This window comes from Enterococcus sp. 3G1_DIV0629 (genome assembly GCF_002141285.1).
In the GTDB taxonomy this organism is placed as follows: domain Bacteria; phylum Bacillota; class Bacilli; order Lactobacillales; family Enterococcaceae; genus Enterococcus_B; species Enterococcus_B lactis.
Map to the genome: position 1 here is coordinate 346,041 of NZ_NGLI01000002.1, position 19,967 is coordinate 366,007.

At 40.2% G+C, this 19,967-nt stretch carries 21 protein-coding genes; 2 read left to right on the forward strand and 19 right to left on the reverse strand.

Translation table 11 applies throughout. From position 1 onward, the window contains the following. Positions 1–9: 9 nt before the first annotated feature. The 8 genes from opp4B to A5816_RS10445 all read right to left on the reverse strand — a co-directional run bounded on the left by opp4B (position 10) and on the right by A5816_RS10445 (position 8,852). A complete protein-coding gene (gene opp4B / locus A5816_RS10410) occupies positions 10–972 on the reverse strand; it encodes an oligopeptide ABC transporter permease (protein ID WP_002290474.1) in 963 nt (320 codons plus the stop codon). Then, positions 972–1,916, reverse strand: coding sequence for an ABC transporter ATP-binding protein (locus A5816_RS10415; RefSeq protein WP_002309831.1), 945 nt, complete (start codon positions 1,914–1,916; stop codon positions 972–974). The genes opp4B and A5816_RS10415 overlap by 1 nt, the downstream gene beginning before the upstream one ends. Then, positions 1,917–2,921 (reverse strand): ABC transporter ATP-binding protein, encoded by a 1,005-nt coding sequence (locus A5816_RS10420; protein WP_002309832.1) that lies wholly within the window; start codon positions 2,919–2,921, stop codon positions 1,917–1,919. A gap of 267 nt (positions 2,922–3,188) precedes the next feature. Beyond that, positions 3,189–3,431, reverse strand: a complete 243-nt coding sequence (gene acpP, locus A5816_RS10425; RefSeq protein ID WP_002294295.1) for an acyl carrier protein — start codon at positions 3,429–3,431, stop codon at positions 3,189–3,191. Between the two features lie 120 nt (positions 3,432–3,551). After that, positions 3,552–4,553, reverse strand: a complete 1,002-nt coding sequence (plsX, locus tag A5816_RS10430; protein ID WP_086311298.1) for a phosphate acyltransferase PlsX — start codon at positions 4,551–4,553, stop codon at positions 3,552–3,554. Between the two features lie 48 nt (positions 4,554–4,601). Next, complete coding sequence (gene recG, locus A5816_RS10435; protein WP_086311300.1) at positions 4,602–6,638, reverse strand: ATP-dependent DNA helicase RecG; 2,037 nt, start codon at positions 6,636–6,638, stop codon at positions 4,602–4,604. Positions 6,639–6,755: 117 nt separating this feature from the next. Next, complete coding sequence (locus A5816_RS10440) at positions 6,756–8,438, reverse strand: DAK2 domain-containing protein (protein WP_002290465.1); 1,683 nt, start codon at positions 8,436–8,438, stop codon at positions 6,756–6,758. Between the two features lie 51 nt (positions 8,439–8,489). Further along, positions 8,490–8,852, reverse strand: coding sequence for an Asp23/Gls24 family envelope stress response protein (locus tag A5816_RS10445; RefSeq protein WP_002290464.1), 363 nt, complete (start codon positions 8,850–8,852; stop codon positions 8,490–8,492). 269 nt (positions 8,853–9,121) lie between these two features. Here A5816_RS10445 and rpmB point away from each other — a divergent pair, with 269 nt between their 5' ends. Together rpmB and A5816_RS10460 are read left to right on the forward strand one after the other, a co-directional pair. Continuing rightward, entirely contained in the window at positions 9,122–9,310 is a 189-nt protein-coding gene (gene rpmB / locus A5816_RS10455) for a 50S ribosomal protein L28 (RefSeq protein WP_002290463.1), read from the forward strand. A gap of 238 nt (positions 9,311–9,548) precedes the next feature. Continuing rightward, the gene (locus A5816_RS10460) at positions 9,549–12,218 is read left to right on the forward strand and encodes a YfhO family protein (protein ID WP_086311301.1); all 2,670 of its coding nucleotides are present in this window, start codon (positions 9,549–9,551) and stop codon (positions 12,216–12,218) included. 575 nt (positions 12,219–12,793) lie between these two features. Here A5816_RS10460 and truA read toward each other — a convergent pair. The 11 genes from truA to A5816_RS10520 all read right to left on the reverse strand — a co-directional run bounded on the left by truA (position 12,794) and on the right by A5816_RS10520 (position 19,918). Beyond that, complete coding sequence (truA, locus tag A5816_RS10470; protein ID WP_002373153.1) at positions 12,794–13,540, reverse strand: tRNA pseudouridine(38-40) synthase TruA; 747 nt, start codon at positions 13,538–13,540, stop codon at positions 12,794–12,796. Between the two features lie 203 nt (positions 13,541–13,743). Then, complete coding sequence (locus A5816_RS10475; protein WP_002315505.1) at positions 13,744–14,541, reverse strand: energy-coupling factor transporter transmembrane protein EcfT; 798 nt, start codon at positions 14,539–14,541, stop codon at positions 13,744–13,746. Next, a complete protein-coding gene (locus A5816_RS10480) occupies positions 14,531–15,400 on the reverse strand; it encodes an energy-coupling factor ABC transporter ATP-binding protein (protein WP_002373152.1) in 870 nt (289 codons plus the stop codon). The genes A5816_RS10475 and A5816_RS10480 overlap by 11 nt, the downstream gene beginning before the upstream one ends. Next, the gene (locus A5816_RS10485) at positions 15,376–16,215 is read right to left on the reverse strand and encodes an energy-coupling factor ABC transporter ATP-binding protein (RefSeq protein WP_002290456.1); all 840 of its coding nucleotides are present in this window, start codon (positions 16,213–16,215) and stop codon (positions 15,376–15,378) included. The genes A5816_RS10480 and A5816_RS10485 overlap by 25 nt, the downstream gene beginning before the upstream one ends. Positions 16,216–16,486: 271 nt before the next feature. Continuing rightward, the gene (gene rplQ / locus A5816_RS10490) at positions 16,487–16,867 is read right to left on the reverse strand and encodes a 50S ribosomal protein L17 (protein WP_002288716.1); all 381 of its coding nucleotides are present in this window, start codon (positions 16,865–16,867) and stop codon (positions 16,487–16,489) included. A gap of 27 nt (positions 16,868–16,894) precedes the next feature. Beyond that, entirely contained in the window at positions 16,895–17,833 is a 939-nt protein-coding gene (locus A5816_RS10495) for a DNA-directed RNA polymerase subunit alpha (protein ID WP_002288715.1), read from the reverse strand. 79 nt (positions 17,834–17,912) lie between these two features. Then, positions 17,913–18,302 (reverse strand): 30S ribosomal protein S11, encoded by a 390-nt coding sequence (gene rpsK, locus A5816_RS10500; protein ID WP_002288714.1) that lies wholly within the window; start codon positions 18,300–18,302, stop codon positions 17,913–17,915. Between the two features lie 27 nt (positions 18,303–18,329). Continuing rightward, positions 18,330–18,695, reverse strand: coding sequence for a 30S ribosomal protein S13 (gene rpsM, locus A5816_RS10505; RefSeq protein ID WP_002288713.1), 366 nt, complete (start codon positions 18,693–18,695; stop codon positions 18,330–18,332). A gap of 17 nt (positions 18,696–18,712) precedes the next feature. Further along, positions 18,713–18,829: a 50S ribosomal protein L36 gene (rpmJ, locus tag A5816_RS10510; protein ID WP_002288710.1), complete on the reverse strand. Its 117-nt coding sequence runs from the start codon at positions 18,827–18,829 to the stop codon at positions 18,713–18,715. 32 nt (positions 18,830–18,861) lie between these two features. Continuing rightward, on the reverse strand, positions 18,862–19,080 hold the full coding sequence (gene infA, locus A5816_RS10515; RefSeq protein ID WP_002288695.1) for a translation initiation factor IF-1: 219 nt from the start codon (positions 19,078–19,080) through the stop codon (positions 18,862–18,864). A gap of 190 nt (positions 19,081–19,270) precedes the next feature. Beyond that, the gene (locus A5816_RS10520) at positions 19,271–19,918 is read right to left on the reverse strand and encodes an adenylate kinase (RefSeq protein WP_002288690.1); all 648 of its coding nucleotides are present in this window, start codon (positions 19,916–19,918) and stop codon (positions 19,271–19,273) included. Positions 19,919–19,967: the final 49 nt, after the last annotated feature.

Here is a 19,967-nt window from a genome sequence, read left to right on the forward strand (position 1 = left end):
TGATTGGTTTTATTGAATCCGAATGCGCGGGTCAACGATACTCATAATGATATCTGACAGTAATGTCCCCACTAGCGTCGCGATTCCTAAAATCAATACTAAGGATGTGATCACGGTGTAGTCTCGTTGACCAATAGAGTCAATAAATAGTTTACCGACTCCTGGATAGCCAAAAATCTTTTCGATAACTACAGAACCAGCAATCAACGAAGTGATTTCATACCCCATTTGCGAAGCCATCGGCAACGCTGCATTCCGGAAGATATGTCTACTGAATACTTTATTCGTCGGTACCCCTTTGGAACGGGCTGTTCTGACAAAATCAAGCGACTTCGAATCGATTACTTCGCTTCGCAGATATTGGATCGTAACGGCAGTCGCCAGAAATGCTTGGGTAATCGATGGTAGCAGAATATATTTCAAGCGATCTATCCACTGAGTGATAAATCCCCCTTGCAAACCTAGTGTTTGAGAACCGCTTGTTGGGAACCAGCCTAAACGATAACCAAAAACAAACAGCATGATCAAGCCGAAGATAAATAACGGAACAGCAAAACTAAAGAAGTTATAAATCACGACGATCTTATCCAAGATCGAATTTTGATACCGGCCTGCTAGCATCCCTAGAGGCACAGCAATCAAATAAGTAAGGACAACTGTCAAGATCGATAGATATAACGTGTTGATGATCCGTTCACCGATTAAGTCAGCAACAGAGCGTTTGTATAAGAAACTTTGACCAAAATCGCCTTGCAAAGCATTTCCGATCCAACGGAAGTACTGGACATACCATGGGTCATTCAATCCAGCTGATTGTCGCATTTGTTCGATCACTGCCGGATCTTGGTTTGGGTTGATCAAACCAGTAAATGGATCCCCTGGCATCGCTTGGGCTAATAAGAAGATCAGAACACTTAAAATAATAACTTGCGGGATCATCAATAAAACACGTCGCAGAATCGTTTTCCACATTAGCTCGCACCTCCATCTTTCAACGCCACTTTATGTGTAGTTGTGATCGTACGCAAATCGTAGACTCGGCCAGTCGCATCATAGTATTCTCTTTGGTTTTGGATATACTCTTGTTCTACTTTTCGGCGATTTTCTTTGTGGCTTTCCCGATTTTCTACATCGATTTGCGGAATTGCTGAAAGCAGACGTTTCGTATAGATGTGGCGCGGGTCATTATAAATGTCTTCTCTTGTACCGATTTCTACAAATCGACCTTTGTACATAATCGCGATGTTGTCGCACATATGTTTTACTACACCTAAATCATGAGAAATAAATAAATAGCTGAGACCGTATTCTTGCTGGATCCGTTTCATGAAATTCAATACTTGCGCTTGAACAGATAGATCCAGAGCAGATACCGGTTCATCGGCCACGATTAATTTTGGATTAGTAGCAACAGCGCGGGCTACTCCTAGACGTTGGCGTTGTCCCCCTGAAAATTCATGAGGATATTTGTAAAGTGCATCTTCCGGCATCCCAACGATATCTAGCAATCCTTTTACCTTCTTCTTTTCTTCTTGATCGCTTAACCGTTCAAAATTTCGGATAGGTTCTGCAATGATATCCAATACTCGTTTTTTAGGATTCAAACTAGACATTGAATCTTGGAAGATCATTTGTACGTCTTTGTTATAACCCATTTTTTTTCGGTTGCTTCGCTTCGTTACATCTTTTCCTTCATACATGATTTGTCCAGCTGTCGTCTTTTCTAAACCAACGACTGCTTTTCCTGTAGTGGATTTTCCGGAACCGGACTCTCCCACCAAACCATACGTCTTTCCTTTTTCGATAATAAAATCCACACCATCTACAGCATATACATGATCCGTTACTCGATTGAAGAATCCACTGCGAATAGGGTAATGAACTTTCAGGTCTTTGATTGTGATTAATTCTGTCATCTACACCTCTCCTTTTTCGTCTCTAAAGTGGAAATGCTTGTAGCAAGAGCAACGTACCAAATGGTTCGGAGCGACTTCATGAAGGATAGGATCTTCTTCGTGATCACTTGCTGGTATCCACGGAATACGTGGAGCAAATCGGCACCCTTTACGAGGCATGTTTTTCAGAGAAGGAACGACACCTTCGATCACATGGAGTTCTGCATCATGATTTCCTTCTTGAGGTATAGAGTTCAATAAAGAGCGCGTATAAGGATGTTTCGGATGATCAAACAGTTCTTTTACACCCGCTACTTCAACAAACTGTCCGCCATACATCACTGCCACTCGATCAGCCATTTCTGCTACGACTCCTAAGTCATGAGTGATCAGGATGATCCCTGTTTTTGTTTCTTCCTGAAGATCTTTCAGTAAATCAAGAATCTGTGCTTGGATGGTTACATCTAGGGCTGTCGTCGGTTCATCTGCAATGACGATTGGAGGTTTGCAGGCGATTGCGATCGCGATGATGACACGTTGTCTCATACCGCCTGATAATTCATGGGGATATTGACGTCCAACTCTTGCTGGATTAGGAATCCCTACTTGTTCTAGTAATTCCAGTGCGCGAGCTTGACGCTGTTCTGCATTCATCTTTGTGTGATAGGAAAGTCCTTCTTTGATCTGGTCTTCGATTCTCATGAGAGGATTTAATGCAGACAACGGATCTTGGAAAATCATTCCGATATCATTTCCGCGGATTTTATTATAAAGCGTTTCGTTCAGTTCGATTAAATTCAGATCGTTATATAAAATTTCACCTGTAATTTTTGTGTTATTAGGATCAAGTAATCCCATAATCGTAGTAGCTAATGTACTTTTCCCGCACCCAGATTCCCCAACGATTGCTAAGATCTCGTTTTTGTCTAAAGTAAATGAAACATCATCTACTGCATCGTAATAGTCATCTTTGAGTCGGAAGCCTGTATGTAGGTTCTGAACTTCTAATAATTGATTATCTGACAATCGAATACCCCTCTCTGCTTCCTAAACGGAAGTTTTTCTTAGTAAAAAAAGAACATTACACAGAATAAAGCGTTTTATAACAAAGGTTATTCTTATCTTTGTGTAATGAATTATTAATAATTATATAGAAAACCGCTTTACTTTGCAACATAATTTCTAATTATCGCCAGAATTATCAGAAAAATGTCTTTTCCGTGTCAAAAAGATTAAAAAAAGAAGGATAAAAAGTTGCATACAACTTTTTATCCTTCTTTGCTTTTATTGAAATTATTTGAGATGGCTGCTGATATAATCTACTGCACCGCCAACTGTTTCAATTTGTTCAGCATCTTCATCTGAAATTTCTGTACCGAATTCATCTTCAAGTTCTAAAACGAACTCCATAATACTAATTGAATCAGCTTTTAAATCATCTTTGATGTTCAATTCATCCGTCACTTTATCGGTATCTATCTCAAAATGATTTGAAATAATTTTCGCTACTTTGTTAAATACTTCTTCGCGAGTCAACTTTTTCACCTCCAAGAATCATACACTTGTCAATTACCTACACCATGGCTAATTTTACTGACATTTTTCAGGAATGTCCACCTTTTTTTAACGAACCGGATTGCCTCAGCTATCTGAATATTATTCTTCGCTTTTTTCAAATTGTTCGACTAACTGTCCTACTACATTTGTTTCAAGCATCGTGTGGATTTGGCGGATCGTATAGCGGACAGCATCAGGACCTGTTGCTCCGTGGGTTTTAATGACTGGTGCTTTCAAGCCAAACAAAACAGCTCCGCCATGTTTGGAATAATCCATTTCAGATTTTAAAGAACGCAAGCCGTCTTTTAAAAGCATGGCGCCCATTTTCCCTTTGATCCCTTCGTTTAGAATAGCGGATTTTAATAGATCCATCATATTCATTGCCGTTCCTTCAATGGATTTCAAAACAGCATTGCCTGTAAATCCATCTGTGACTACTACGTCAGCCACACCATTGAGCAACTCGCGCGCTTCTACATTTCCAATGAAATTCAAACTGGTTTCATTCTGAAGAAGTTCATAGGCTTTTTTCGTCACTTCACTACCTTTTGTGGCTTCTGTTCCGTTGTTTAAAAGAGCAACGCGGGGACGTCCGATCCCTCGGACTTTACGTGCATAGAAAGAACCTAAAATACCGTATTGCAACAAATGTTCTGGTTTGTTTTCTGCGTTAGCGCCGAGATCCAGCATATCGAAACCGGCACCTTCTTTTCCTACTACTGGCAAGGTAGACATCAAGCCAGGGCGTTCGATATTTTTGATACGTCCTACGATGAACAAACCCGCTGCTAGCAGCGCACCTGTATTCCCTGCTGAAAATATAGCATCCGCTTCGCCGTTTTTCACTGCTTGTGCAGCAAGGACCATTGAAGCAGTCTTTTTCCGTCGGATCGCTTTTACTGGCTCATCATCACTATTGATTTTTTCGTCTGTATGGATAATCGTGATGTTTTTTTCATTTGTTAAGTATTTCTTGATTTCTGCTTCTTTTCCGTAAAGTAAGAATTCTACTTCTGGAAAATCTTGCTGCGCTAAAACCACGCCTTCTACAATTGCTTGAGGTGCGTGATCTCCGCCCATTGCATCTACGGCAATTTTCATTGTTCCCACTCCTTTTTCCATCATCATTATAAAGTATAGCATAGTCTGCTAATCGAAATAACGATTATCCTGATTTTCTATCTGGAGGCTTTGTGCTAGAGGCTGATACTCAGGCAGCATCTGCCAATTCTTTATCTGCCAAAGAGCTGCAGCCTCTTCTCTGGCTACCTCCAAAACATTTCCATCCGTCACCAAGTCAGCAATCGCAAATTGAGGTAAACCAGATTGTCGGAAGCCGAATACTTCACCGGGACCGCGTAATTCCAGATCTTTTTCACTTAGTACAAAACCATTGGTGGTCTCTGTCATGATTTTCATCCGTTCCACGCCTAGTTCATTTTTGGGATTAGCAACTAAGATACAGTAGGAAGCATCACTTCCGCGTCCAACACGTCCACGAAGCTGATGCAGCTGTGCCAAACCAAATCGATCCGCATCCATAATCAGCATGACGGTTGCGTTTGGCACGTTTACCCCTACTTCTATTACCGTAGTAGAAACTAATATCTGCATCTGGTTATCTTTGAAAGCTTCCATGATCACTTCTTTTTCCTGATTCTTCATTTTACCATGTAACAAGCCAACTTCATATTTTGGTGCAAATAGTTCACGAAGTTTTTCATAGATTTCCACTGCGTTTTTTACGTCTAATGCTTCTGATTCTTCGATCAGTGGACAGATGACATACATTTGATGTCCCCTTGCCAGTTCTTTCCTTGTCCAATCCAGTACACTGTCTAATTGAGGTGTTCTTACCCAGCGTGTTTCAATAGGGATACGTCCAGCTGGAAGTTCATCAATGATCGATACGTCCATCTCACCGTACGCTGTGATAGCTAGCGTTCTAGGGATCGGAGTGGCTGTCATAAACAAGACATCAGGTCGCCAGCCTTTTTCACGAAGGACTTTCCGCTGATTCACACCAAAACGGTGCTGTTCATCCGTAATAACTAGTCCTAAATTCTGAAATTCAACTCCATCTTGGATCAATGCATGTGTACCGATCACGACGTTGATTTCTCCTCGTTCTAGTTTTTCAAGGAGTTCACGTCGTTCTTTTGTTTTCGTTGACCCTGTAAGCAATGCGACCGTTACTTCATTGGGATCAAACAGCTGTTGCAAACTTTCCATGTGCTGTTGTGCCAAGATTTCGGTAGGCACCATCAACGCACCTTGGAACCCCGCTGTAACGGTGGCATATAATGCGATTGCGGCAACTACTGTTTTTCCGCTACCTACATCTCCCTGCAAAAGTCGCTGCATATGTTGAGGACTGCGAAGATCCCGACAGATTTCATTCGTTACCCGTTTTTGGGCATTTGTCAGTTCAAAAGGCAGCTTTTGAGTAAATTCTTTTAATTTTTGGACATCATAAAGGATTTCCAAGCCATTCGTTTCTGCTTTTTCTGCTTTTTTCAATCCTTGAAGACGCATTTGAAATAAAAAGAATTCTTCAAAAACGACACGTCGTTTGGCTTGGTAATTTTCTTCGTGGTTTTTCGGAAAGTGCATACTTCTTACAGCGGAAGCTCGGTCAAGTAGTCGATATTTCTCCACAAGGTTGTTCGGCAGGTTTTCTTCGATCAATGTGCCGTATTCTTGAAACCCTTTTTTGATTAGATCAACTAATGTCGTTTGACGAATCGATTTATTGACGTGATATATCGGCGAAAAGTCATCCATTGTTTGAGAACCTAAAATCTTCATCCCGTTCAAGGCTTTACGCTTTGCATCCCATTTACCATATACAGCGATTTCCTCCGATAAAATGACTTTTTCTTTTAGATAAGGTTGATTAAAAAAAGAAACGTTGAACACATCATGTTCTTGCATCATACGAAATTGCAATCGGCTTTTTTTATAACCAAATCGATTCATCACAGGAGGAGAGACTACGATTCCTTTCAAAGTAACCTTTTCTTGATCTTGGATCTCGTTTAGATTTCTTTCCTGAATATCTTCGTAGCGAAAAGGATAATAAGTCAGTAAGTCTTCAATCGTTTGGATGCCCAAGCTGGCAAGACTAGCTGCTCTTTTTTCTCCGACTCCTGCCAGCATAGTGATTGGATCATCTAAAGAACGCATATATTTTTTCCTCCCTCCTTTAACAAAAAAAGGACTTGGTCAGTGATCATACCTGATCACTAACCGAAGGCCTTTTATGAATGAATACTGTGTTAGAAAGATATTCTGTCACAGGAATTATTCAGCAGAAAATAGATAAGGATAGACAGGCTGATCTCCTTGGTGGATCTCGATTTCCAAATCAGGATGTTTTTCTGTTAGTTTCTCAGCAAATTCATTTGCTTGTTCAACTGTTCCTTCATCACCTGCTAAGATCGTTACGATCTCTGTGTCCTCATTGATCATTTGTTCTAGTGTACTTAACGCTGTTGCTGTGATATCTGGGTTAGAGATCATGATTTTTCCATCGATCATGCCTAAAAAGTCGCCTTCTTTGATCTCTACACCGTCGATTGAGGTATCTCTGATTGCGTGAGTGACTTGACCACTTACGACGCTAGACAACATTTCTGTCATCGTTTCTTTGTTTTCTTCTAAAGAAGCTTGATCATTGAATGAAAGCATAGCCGTCAATCCTTGAGAAATCGTTCTTGAAGGAACAACTGCTACTGGGATATCTGCTACTTCTGCCGCTTGATCAGCTGCCATGAAGATGTTTTTGTTGTTCGGTAAGACAATCACTTTATCTGCGTTCACTTCTTGGATTGCTTTAACGATGTCTTCCGTACTTGGGTTCATTGTTTGCCCACCGCTGATAACATAATTAGCGCCTAAACTTTCAAACAGCTCTTGGACGCCTTTACCAGCAGCGATTGCTACGATACCATACGGGATACGTGGTGTTTCTTTTTTCGCAAACTCGTTCACTTCTTCATCGTGTTCCAAAATCGTCTCATGCTGCAAGCGCATGTTGTCGACTTTGATTTTGACTAATGAACCGAATTTTTGTCCATAGTTCAAGACTTCTCCTGGGTTTTCTGTATGCACGTGGACTTTGATGATCTCGTCATCATTGACCACAAGTAAAGAATCTCCAATACCATCTAAATAGTTACGGAATTCTTCGTAGTCGAACGTGCTATCAACAGTAGGTCCTTCACCGATTTTCACCATGATTTCTGTACAATAACCAAAATGGATATCTTCTGTCGCCATTTGTCCTTGGACACTGCGATGGTGCTCTGCATTGACCATATCATCCATTTCTGCTGGAGAAGGTTCATATGTTTCATCCGCTTGGAATTCTCCATTCAATGCGCTTAAAAAGCCCTCATAAACAAACAGCAATCCTTGTCCTCCACTGTCTACAACACCGACTTCTTTTAGGACTGGAAGCAAGTCTGGGGTTTTCGCTAAAGCACGTTTTGCTCCTTTTACAACAGCTGTCATCACTTCAACGACATCATCTGTACTCTTCGCTTTCTTTTCTCCAGCTTTTGCTGCTTCTCTAGCTACTGTCAAAATCGTTCCTTCTACTGGTTTCATTACTGCTTTATACGCAGTTTCAACACCATGAGTGAATGCTGCAGCAAGATCAGAAGCATTTAATGAGACAACATCTGGAATTTGCTTAGAAAATCCTCGGAACAATTGAGACAAAATAACGCCGGAATTTCCGCGCGCACCCATCAGCAATCCTTTTGAAAGCATTGCTGCTAATTCTCCTACTTTTTCTGAGGTTGAATCTACTACTGCCTTCGCTCCACTAGTCATAGATAGATTCATATTTGTTCCCGTATCGCCATCTGGCACAGGGAATACATTTAATGAATTGACGTATTCTGCATTTACTTGCAGACGATTCGCACCAGCCTGCACCATTTCCTGGAACTGGCTTGCACTTATTTCTGTTACACTCACCTAGATAATCCTCCTTCAGATCGACTGCTGAGTTATCAGCCAGTCTCCTGCCTAGTCTGGCAGTACACGAACACCTTGTACAAAGACATTAACTGAATTGGCAGCTACGCCTAATAATGCCTCTAGATTGTATTTCACTTTTTCTTGGACGTTGCGAGAAACTTCAGAGATTTTCGTACCATAGCTGATAATCGTATAAACATCTACAGCAATACCATTATCTTCTTGGCGGACAACTACTCCTCTTGAGTAATTTTCTTTACGCAAAATCTCAGTAATATTATCTTTAATTTGATTTTTGCTGGCCATTCCTACAACACCGAACACATCTGTCGCGGCGCCACCAACAACTGTTGCAATTACATCATTGGTAATTTCAATGGTTCCAGCTGACGTTTGAATTTTTACAGCCATGAATGAGCCTCCTTAACGGGTAAAATACTCCCATTTTTCTTCTATCATATTTTATCATAGCGCAACTTGAAATAAAAGGCAGTTACCCAAAGTACTCAAAAACCTTGCAAAATTTCAGGTATAACCCTGTTTAATTTACAATTATTCTTCACAAATGTCAATTGTATCCATGAAAATGTACTTGCAAATTTCCAATCTATATGATATGTTAGTCTGGTATGAGCTGAATTATTCTATTGCTCCAAATCAAGGCAAAGGAGGAAATTACCATGGCAAAAGTTTGTTACTTTACAGGTCGCAAGACAAAAAGTGGAAACAACCGTTCACACGCTATGAACTCAACAAAACGTACTGTTAAACCTAACTTACAAAAAGTTCGCGTTATGGTCGACGGAAAACCTAAAAAAGTTTGGGTGTCAACTCGTGCTTTGAAATCAGGAAAAGTTGAACGCGTTTAATTGAATGATACTTGGACCGTTCAGATAGTGAACGGTTTTTTATTTAATAAAAATTTTGGTGGGTGGAATTTTTGATTCCTCCCCTTTTTTTGTGTTTATTTTTGTTATACGAACAAATTGTGAAGTTATTTATTCCCAAATTTTATTTTTTTATGAAAACTAGACTCTTTTTAAGCAGAGAAAAACAAGGATATGATAAACTAAATACAACTTCATAGAAATTTGGTGGAAAATAAATATGAAAAAAAACTTAAAGTCATTCTTTAGAGAAAACGGACGCTACGCAGCAGCTAGTTTCCTGATTCCGTTTTTGATTTTAGCACTTGTTTATTTAAGTATCGGGATCTATCCCGGGAGCAGCAGAAGTATTTTGGCAAGTGATGCCTTTTCACAATTTTCTAATTTTCATGCAAGCTTCCGAAATGTCCTTCTTGGAAAGCAAAGTATTTTCTATACATGGAATGCTTCTCTGGGCTTGAATTATCTGTCTTTGATTTCTTATTATCTCGGCGGAATCTTCACGCCACTGGTTTTCTTCTTTCCAAACCAGATGATGCCAGATGCACTTTATGTTCTGACTTTGCTTAAAGTCGGCTGTGCCGGATTAGCTTTTTGGTTTCTTGCACGCACATTCAAGATTCCTCGCTGGGGGCATGTTGCACTTAGCGTCAGTTACGCATTGATCTCATTCATCACTGCACATTCGGAGATCATCATGTGGCTGGATGCATTTGTTTATCTTCCATTAGTGATTTTGGGGATTCATCGTGTCATGGATCTGAAACGGCCGAAACTTTTATTCATCAGCTATTTACTCTTGTTTCTATCCAGTTTTTATATGGGCTTTATGATTGGTGTCTTTTCTTTCTTATATTTTATTGCCCGTCTATTGACAAACTGGTCAGAATACAAAAAATCGATTGTTCCTTATGGGATCACTTCTTTACTGGCAGGCGGCGCTTCAATGATCATTGTATTACCAGCAGTACTGGATCTTCGGTCAAATGGCGAAGCATTGAGTCAAATCACTACGCTGAAAACAGAAGCGACTTCTTATCTGGATCTGATCATGAAAAACATGATTGGTGTTTATGACACCACAAAATACGGTTCGATTCCGTTCATTTATGTAGGTCTACTTCCGCTGGTCCTTTGCTTGTTTTATTTTGCCAGTCGGAAAGTACCGTTGAAAAATAAGTTTTTGTACGGTGGTCTTTTCGCCATACTTATCGCAAGTTTTTATCTTGTTCCATTGAATTTGTTTTGGCATGGTATGCATGCACCGAATATGTTTTTATTCCGTTATGCCTATCTGTTCTCTTTCTTAGTTCTCCTGCTTGCAGGAAAAGGATGGGAAAAGGTAGAACAAGACGATCGTGGGCTGTTGTTAGGAATCATTTTGGTCGTAGCTGCTCTCTTTGCGGTGGCATGGGGCATCAAACCTGAAGGAAGCTACACCTATGTGACAATGACTTCCTTTGTATTGACAGTTGTTTTCTTAGGGATCTATGCTTTTGCTGTGGGATTTTATCAGCATAAAAAACTTTCCTTCAACCATCTAAGTATATTGTTGTTATTGATCATGTCTGCTGAGGCTCTAGTCAATACGAACAGCATGATCCATGGTATCCTTGATGATTGGAATTATGCTTCCCGCAGTTTGTATACGGATCCTTATCCTGACTTGAAAGCTCTTGTAAATGAAACAAAAGAAGATTCTGACTCGTTTTACCGCTTGGAAAATCTGGATCCGGTATCGCCAAACGATTCGATCAACTACGGTTACAGTGGCATCAGCTTGTTTTCTTCTATAAGAAATCGTAATTCTTCCTCTTATCTGGATACATTAGGGTTCCGTTCAAGAGGGACAAATTTGAATATCCGTTACAATAATAATACTTTGCTGATGGATGGCTTTACAGGAATCAAATACAACATTTCTAAGAACGAAAGCACGTTCAGCAAATATGGCTTCCGCCAAGCTGGTCAAAGCGGCGACTATACACTGTATCAGAATGTCAATGCATTGCCACTGGCATTTACCGCACCGTTATCCGTTAATGATATTGAGCAGCCCGTAACAGATAATTTAACTAGTCAGACAAACTTGATCAATACATTATCTGGTCTAAATGAACAGTATTTTACATTCTATACGCCTACTTTGAAGAATCAGTTAAATACGACGATCACAAAAACAACGACTGGTGTGACTTATTCAGAGACGGCAGATAATCAACCGAAAGAGCTCACATGGGAAGTCCATGTACCTGCAAATACACAAGCTTACTTAAGTTTGTTCCCAACCAATTTTGCACAATTAGAAAGTTCTAGTGCAACGATCACTGTCAATGGTACATCGAGGAAAACGCAAATCAATATTTCTGGACAATACTATGATCTTGGCTATTATCCCCAAGAGACAACGGTGACATTTACTGCAAGTTTTTATGGGACGAAAGAAGTAAGTTTCATGGAGCCGAAAGTCGTTGGTCTAGATGTTGTAGCCTATCAAGCCGCAATGAATCAGATCAAAGAAAAAGGTGTCGAAATGAAAGCATCTGGCAGAAAAGCTTCTGGAACTGTAGATACCGCAGAAGATTCTATGTTGGTGACAACTATTCCTTACGACAAAGGATGGAAAGCCGAAATCGATGGAAAGCCAGTCAAAGTCAGCAACTTCAAAAACGCATTCTTGATGATAAAAGTTCCAGCAGGTAAACATACGGTCACTTTCAGCTACTTGCCTGAAGGATTTATGATAGGTGCAATCCTTTTTGTCCTATGTATTGCATTGTTTATTCTTTATGTCTGGTACCTTGACCGCAATCGCCCCTTTTATGGCACGATTGATCCAACAATAGAAGAAAAACCGCGAAACACACACAGAAGAAGACGAAGAAAATAAAGAAACGATGGAACCTGTTCAGACTGTCCGCACCAAGGGCAATCAAAACAACGTTCCATCGTTTTTTGGTTACAAAAAAGTAGTGTGGCAAAAAGAAGGTTCACTTATCCATGCTTCGTTCACAAGTTGTGATATTCATCAAACGCGAGAAGCTGTTTTTTGAAATTATTTCTTGTGACTCAGAGCTAAATGACAGGCTCACGACCTCTTTCTTAAACGGTGTTCAATCAGCTGTCCTTCGGTATTAGCTCAACAAACGGCAAAATATGAGGAGCTATTTTTCCGTTTGTTTCTCTAATACTCAGGTCAAAACGCTGATTTCACGACCTCTTCCTTAAACGGTGTTCTCCTGCCAACTCCTCGGTCACAAGTCACAATATTCAACAAACATGAGAAGCTGTTTTTTGAAATTGCTCCTTGTGACTCAGAGTTAAACGGCAGGATCACGACCTCTTGGTAAACGGTGTTCAAAACTTGCATCTGCAGTAATAAGCCCAACCAAACGAAAAATAGGAGGAGCTATTTTGGTTTGGCTGTTCTTATTGCTTGATGCAGGGCAGCTTTTTCACAACCTCTTATTCATATTTCACTTCATACAAATAAAGTCCTTCAGGGTGTGCTGTAGGTCCTGCTGCATTACGATCTTTTTTCGCAATAATCGCTGGGATACTATCTTCAGGCAATCGGCCATTACCAATTTTCAAAAGCGTTCCTACTAAGATACGTATCATCTTATACAAGAAGCCATTTCCCCTAAAAGTAAACAACAATTCGTCTTTTGTTTCATTGACCTCCATCTTAGCCTCATAGATCGTACGTACTTTATCCTCTATCGAGCTTCCTGATGCGCAAAAAGAGGTGAAATCGTGGGTCCCCAATAAATCAGGTAGTGCCCGCTGAATTTTTTCCAAATCAAGTGGGTAAGGATAATAACTGGCATAATGACGTCGAAAGGGACTGCGTGGCTTGCCTATATCCACTCGAAATTGATAAGTTTTTTCTTTGACCAAATATCTTGCATGGAATTCTTCTGAAACGATTTCTACTTGTCTTACAGCGATATCCTCTGGTGACTGGGTATCTAACGCAAAACGCATTCGTTCTAACGGGCGTTCTTCTGGATAATCAAAATGGATCACTTGCCCGATTGCATGTACTCCGGCATCTGTCCTTCCCGAACCAAAGACCGTGATTTCTTTCCCGTTTGCCATTTTTTGTAATGTTTTTTCTACTTCTTCTTGAACAGTACGTCCATTTGGCTGTTTCTGGAACCCATTGAAATTTGTTCCGTCGTATGCAATGATTGCTTTGTAACGTACCATGGTTTTCTCTCCTTTGTTTCTAAAAAGTTGTCTAGAAATAGTGGTTTTTCCAGATAATGTTGTTTGTTCTTTTTTTCAAATAAAAGAAAAAGGCCTGTGACATTAGTCTGCCACAGACCCTAATGTTTCTTGTCATACACTGCTCGCATACTTTCTTGCAAATAGATTAGCAAGAAAAGGATAGATAGCGGTCCACTGAACGTTTATCCTCTTAAAAAGATCAGTAGCACGGTTAATAATATAAAAGCAATGATAACCATCGTGTCTCTATTATGCCAATGCAAGACACGATATTTCGTTCTTCCTTCCCCGCCCTTGTAGCCCCTTGCTTCCATAGCGGTCGCAAGATCTTCCGCTCGGTTGAAACTGCTGACAAATAAAGGTATCAGCAAAGGAATGACTGCTTTCATTTTCTGAACTAGATTGCCTTCACCAAAGTCAACACCACGCGCGCGCTGAGCGTTCATGATCTTTTCTGTTTCATCCATCAATGTAGGCACAAAACGAAGCGCAATCGACAGCATCAAAGAAATTTCGTGGACTGGGAACCGTACGGCTTTCAATGGTCGAAGCAAGTACTCAATCGCATCAGATAATTCCAAAGGCGGTGTAGTAAGCGTGAGCAGCGTCGACATAAAAATAATCAACACGAATCGGCAGAAAATAAAGAGACCGTTCATCACCCCAAATTCAGTGATATGGAAAACACCCCAACTCCAATAAGTTTCTCCGCCACTAGTAAACAAGACTTGCAAAGCTACAGTAAAGAGGATCAGCCAAATCAATGGGCGAATACCTCGGATAAAAAATTTCAAGTCTACTTTTGATAAGAAGACAGAAAATAATGTGAAAACTGCCAATACAAGATATGTTTCCCAATTATTTGCTAAAAAAATGATACCAATAAAATAAAAACTGGCTAATAATTTGGCTCGGGGATCCAATCGATGGATCAAGGAATCTCCTGGCATATAACGACCAAATATCAATTTATTCATCATGGGCATTTCCTCCAGCAGAATGGACGATGGCGTCTGCTAATTCTTCAGCTGTCAAAGGTAAGGTAGTGAAGTCCATCCCTTTAGCCATTAATTCTTCTGCAAATTCTGTGGCAGTAGGTACACCTAACTGTTTTTCTTTTAGCCATTCGATGTTTTGAAAAACCTCTTTGGGCTGCCCGCTATTAACGATTCGCCCCTTCTCCAGTACATAGACATAGTCTGCAAAATTAGCTACATCATCCATTAAATGCGTCACTAAAACAATAGTAATCTGTTGTTCCTTATGAAGACGCCAAAACATCTCCATCATTTCTTTTCTGCCCTGAGGATCAAGTCCTGCCGTTGGTTCATCCAATACAAGTACTTCAGGCTTCATGGCAAGCACACCAGCGATTGCTACTCTACGCATTTGCCCTCCTGAAAGTTCAAATGGTGAACGTTCCAAATAGCTTTCATCCAGTCCAACTTGTTCTAATGTTTCTTTTGCTAGTATCACCGCTTCTTCTTCACTGACACCAAAGTTTTTAGGACCGAAGGCAATATCTTTTGCCACTGTTTCTTCGAATAGCTGTGCTTCTGGAAACTGAAAGACGATGCCGACTTTTTTTCGGATAGGCTTTAGATTTTTATTATCCGTATCTGGCTGAATGTCGCGTTCTCCAATATGGACGGTACCGCTTGTTGGCTTAACAAGCGCATTCAAATGTTGGAGTAAAGTTGATTTCCCGCTTCCGGTATGCCCTACTAATGCTGTATAACTGTTTTCTTTGATCGTCATATTGATGTCAAATAAGGCCCGTTGTTCAAATGGTGTATTCGGCTGATAAGTGAAGTCTACTTGTTCAAAACGGATGTCCATAACCAATCCACCATCCTTTCTTCTGTCATATATTCACTTGGCACATCTACCCCACGTTCTTTCAGTGCACGTTTCAGTTTTTCAGGAAATGGTAGATCTAGACCTAAATCGATCAGTTCAGGACCCGCAGAAAAGATTTCTTTTGGTGTACCTTCACGGACAAGTTCTCCTTGCCTCATCACTAGTATCCGATTGGCATTAGCTGCCTCATCAATATCATGAGTGATAGATATAACGGTCAATTGACTTTCTTCTTTGATCTTCTTGATCGTAGAAATCACTTCTTCACGGCCTTCTGGATCTAGCATACTTGTTGCTTCATCTAAAATAATGATATCAGGTCGTAAGGCAACCACGCCGGCAATAGCAACACGCTGTTTTTGTCCTCCTGATAAACGAGCAGGCTCGCGTGTAGCAAACTCAGCCATTCTAACTTTCTCAAGTGCATCTTTCACACGTATCAGCATTTCTTCTCTGGGAATCCCTTGATTTTCAAGACCAAACGCAACGTCATCTTCTACTGTCGAACCAACGAACTGATTGTCTGGATTTTGAAAAACCATTCCAACCATTTGCCGGATTGTCCAAATGTTTTCTTCATCCAATACTTGATTTCCGACTTTCACGACCCCTGATTCTGGCAGAAGTAGCCCATTGATTGTTTTGGCAAGTGTCGATTTTCCTGAACCGTTGTGTCCAATAATAGCGATCCACTCACCTTTATCAATTGTAAAGGAGACATCTTTCAATGCGGGGCGAAGATCATCTGGCTGGTATTTGTAATTTATTTTCTCTAATTCAATAATTGGCTCCATGATTACTCCTTCTTCATCCTAAAGTTCCTACTAACACTATCAAAAAAAGACAAAATTTTCAATTATTTCTCGCTTAAAATGTTTTTTTATGCCTTCAAGCAGAGCTGTCATGACAGTTAATTGAAGGTATAAAAAAACACTTTATGATGAGTGCTTACTCCCCAAGCGATATTCGCTTGAGGAGCAGCGCTGAGCTAGACTCGGAAAAATATCTTCCAACATCATAACACTCTAAAAGAATCATCTATAAAGTGATGTTATTAGTGTGATTTTAGACAAGTTCTAAGACAACCATTGGTGCACCATCACCGCGTCTTGGTTCTGTCTTCAAAATGCGTGTGTATCCGCCTTGACGTTCTGCGTAACGAGGTGCAATATCGTTGAATAGTTTTTGTAAAGCTGATTCAATGACGATGTCCTCATTTTCTTCACGCACGCTGGCAACTTCATTACGTACGAAAGCCGCAGCTTGACGACGTGCATGCAAATCTCCGCGTTTACCTAAAGTGATCATTTTTTCTGCAGTTGAGCGAACTTCTTTCGCACGAGCTTCAGTAGTCACAATACGTTCGTTGATTAATAAATCAGTTGTTAAATCACGCAACATCGCTTTACGTTGGCTAGATGTGCGTCCTAGTTTACGATAACTCACGTTGGTTTCCCTCCTTCGTAAAAGGTTTTAATCTTCTTTACGTAAACCTAAACCTAAGTCGTGCAATTTTGCTTTAACTTCTTCTAATGATTTACGTCCTAAGTTACGGACTTTGATCATTTCAGGCTCAGATTTATTTGTAAGTTCTTGTACAGTATTGATTCCTGCACGTTTCAAACAATTGTAAGAGCGAACAGACAAGTCTAACTCTTCGATCGTCATTTCCAACATTTTTTCTTTTTGTGTTTCTTCTTTTTCGACCATGATTTCAGCATTTTTTGCTTCATCAGTTAAGTTCACAAAAATATCCAAATGTTCAGTCATAATTTTCGCAGATAAACTCATTGCTTCCAACGGTTCGATTGAACCATCTGTCCAAATCTCCATCGTCAATTTATCAAAATCTTCACGGTGTCCAACACGTGTGTTCTCAACTTGATAGTTCACACGACGAACAGGTGTGTAGATTGAATCGACTGGAAGAACGCCAATTGGCATATCTTCTTTTTTATTTTCATCTGCTTGAACATAACCACGTCCAGGTTTCACTGTTAAGCGAGCATGGAACGTAGCTCCTTCAGAGACACTACAGATGTACATATCTTTGTTAAGAATTTCTACATCACTATCAACGATAATATCGCCAGCAGTTACTGTAGCAGGTCCGGTAATATCGATTTCAAGGGTTTTTTCTTCTTGGCCATACATTTTCAGCGCTAAGCCTTTAATGTTCAAGATGATTTGAGTGACGTCTTCTCTAACACCTTTGATGGTAGAGAATTCATGCAGTACACCATCGATTTGAATATTAGTGATGGCAGCACCTGGCAAAGAAGATAATAAAATACGACGTAGGGAATTCCCTAAAGTAGTCCCATACCCTCTTTCAAGAGGTTCAACGATGAACTTGCCATAATCTTTTTCTTCATCAATTTTTGCGATTCTTGGTTTTTCGAACTCAATCATTCTTATCTTTACCCCTTTCAAAACGAAAAGTGTCTTGTTCAATGACGTTACTGATAAAACTCAAAATGAGCGGCACTCATTAAACACGACGGCGTTTTGGAGGGCGGGCACCATTATGAGGAACTGGAGTCACGTCACGAATTGCAGTCACTTCTAAACCTGTAGCTTGTAATGAACGAATTGCTGCTTCACGTCCAGAACCAGGTCCTTTAACTGTTACTTCAACAGTCTTTAATCCGTGTTCCATTGCTGCTTTTGTAGCAGTTTCTGCTGCCATTTGAGCGGCAAAAGGAGTTGATTTTTTGCTTCCTTTGAAACCTAATGAACCAGCTGATGACCACGCTAATGCATTTCCGTGAGTATCAGTGATCATGATGATAGTGTTATTGAATGTAGAATGGATATGTGCAATACCTGCTTCTATATTCTTCTTCACACGGCGTTTACGATTCACTTTTTTTGCTGCCATGAAGTTTTAACCTCCTTCACTTAAGAATTATTTTTTCTTGCCAGCGATAGCGCGAGCTGGGCCTTTACGAGTACGTGCATTGTTTTTCGTGTTTTGTCCACGAACAGGCAATCCACGGCGATGACGGATTCCACGGTAAGAACCGATTTCCATCAAACGTTTGATGTTCAAGTTCACTTCACGACGAAGATCCCCTTCAACTTTTAATTTATCTACTTCTGCACGGATAGCATCTGTTTGTTCATTCGTTAATTCACGAACGCGAACATCTTCAGATACACCAGCATCAGCTAAGATCTTTTTAGCAGTAGTGTTACCAATACCATAGATATAAGTAAGTGAAACTACCACACGTTTATCACGAGGAATATCTACTCCTGCAATACGAGCCATATTTATAGCACCTCCAATTATCCTTGACGTTGTTTATGTTTTGGATTTGCTGGGCAAATCACCATAACGCGTCCTTTACGACGAATTACTTTACAATGTTCGCACATTGGTTTTACTGATGGTCTTACTTTCATGATAATACCTCCTGTAGTTTTACGGAGTACAATTATTTAAAGCGATAAGTAATACGGCCACGGTTAAGATCGTATGGAGACAATTCAACCGTTACTTTGTCACCAGGTAAGATACGGATGTAATGCATACGAATTTTACCTGAAACAGTAGCAAGAACTTGGTGTCCGTTTTCTAGTTCAACTTTAAACATTGCATTCGGCAAAGTTTCGACGACTGTACCTTCGACTTCAATCATATCTTCTTTTGCCACGCACAGTACCTCCTTGTACTTGTTTCGCATTTTCACACGATAAAATGGCGGAAACTGCAGTTCCCACCTCAAAATTCTCAAAATGGATCATCTAGAGGATTCTCTAGAAGTCGGACTGACATATTCTATCATAATTTATTGAACTTGACAAGAGTAACTGCATAATGCAAGTCGGCTACGGGCAATCGTGCTATTTTTCAATGATTTTTTGTACATCTGCAAATACAGCATCGATTTCACGAGCACCATCAATAGTGTTTAGCAAACCTTGTTCTTTATAATAAGCCAAGATTGGTTCACTATTTTTGATGTTGATAGCCAGACGATTTTTAACCGTCTCAGGTTTATCATCTTCTCTTTGATAGAATTCATGCCCACCGCAACGATCACATGTGTCTTCAACTTTTGTAGGGTTGAAAATTTTATGGTAAGTTGCTCCACAATTGCTGCAGATAAATCGGCCGGCTAGACGTTCGACCAAGATTTCTTCACCAACATGGATATCGATGACAGCATCAATTTTTTTATTCAAATCTTTTAGCATTGCGTCCAGAGCTTTTGCTTGATCTAGTGTACGTGGAAAGCCGTCTAATAAGAAGCCTTTCTCTGTATCTGGTTCAGCTAGTCGCTCTTTCACGATTCCATTTGTTACTTCATCAGGAACTAATGCACCTTTATCCATATAAGACTTTGCTTCCAGGCCAAGAGCTGTTTCGTTTTGCATCGCTGCGCGGAACATATCTCCTGTTGAGATGTGCGGAATACCATAAGCGTCAATGATTTTTTCAGCTTGTGTTCCTTTACCTGCGCCTGGCAGCCCCATTAAAATGAGGTTCATTGTTTTCCCTCCTAATAAATGTGTGAGAACGTGTGTTGAGGAAGAACCT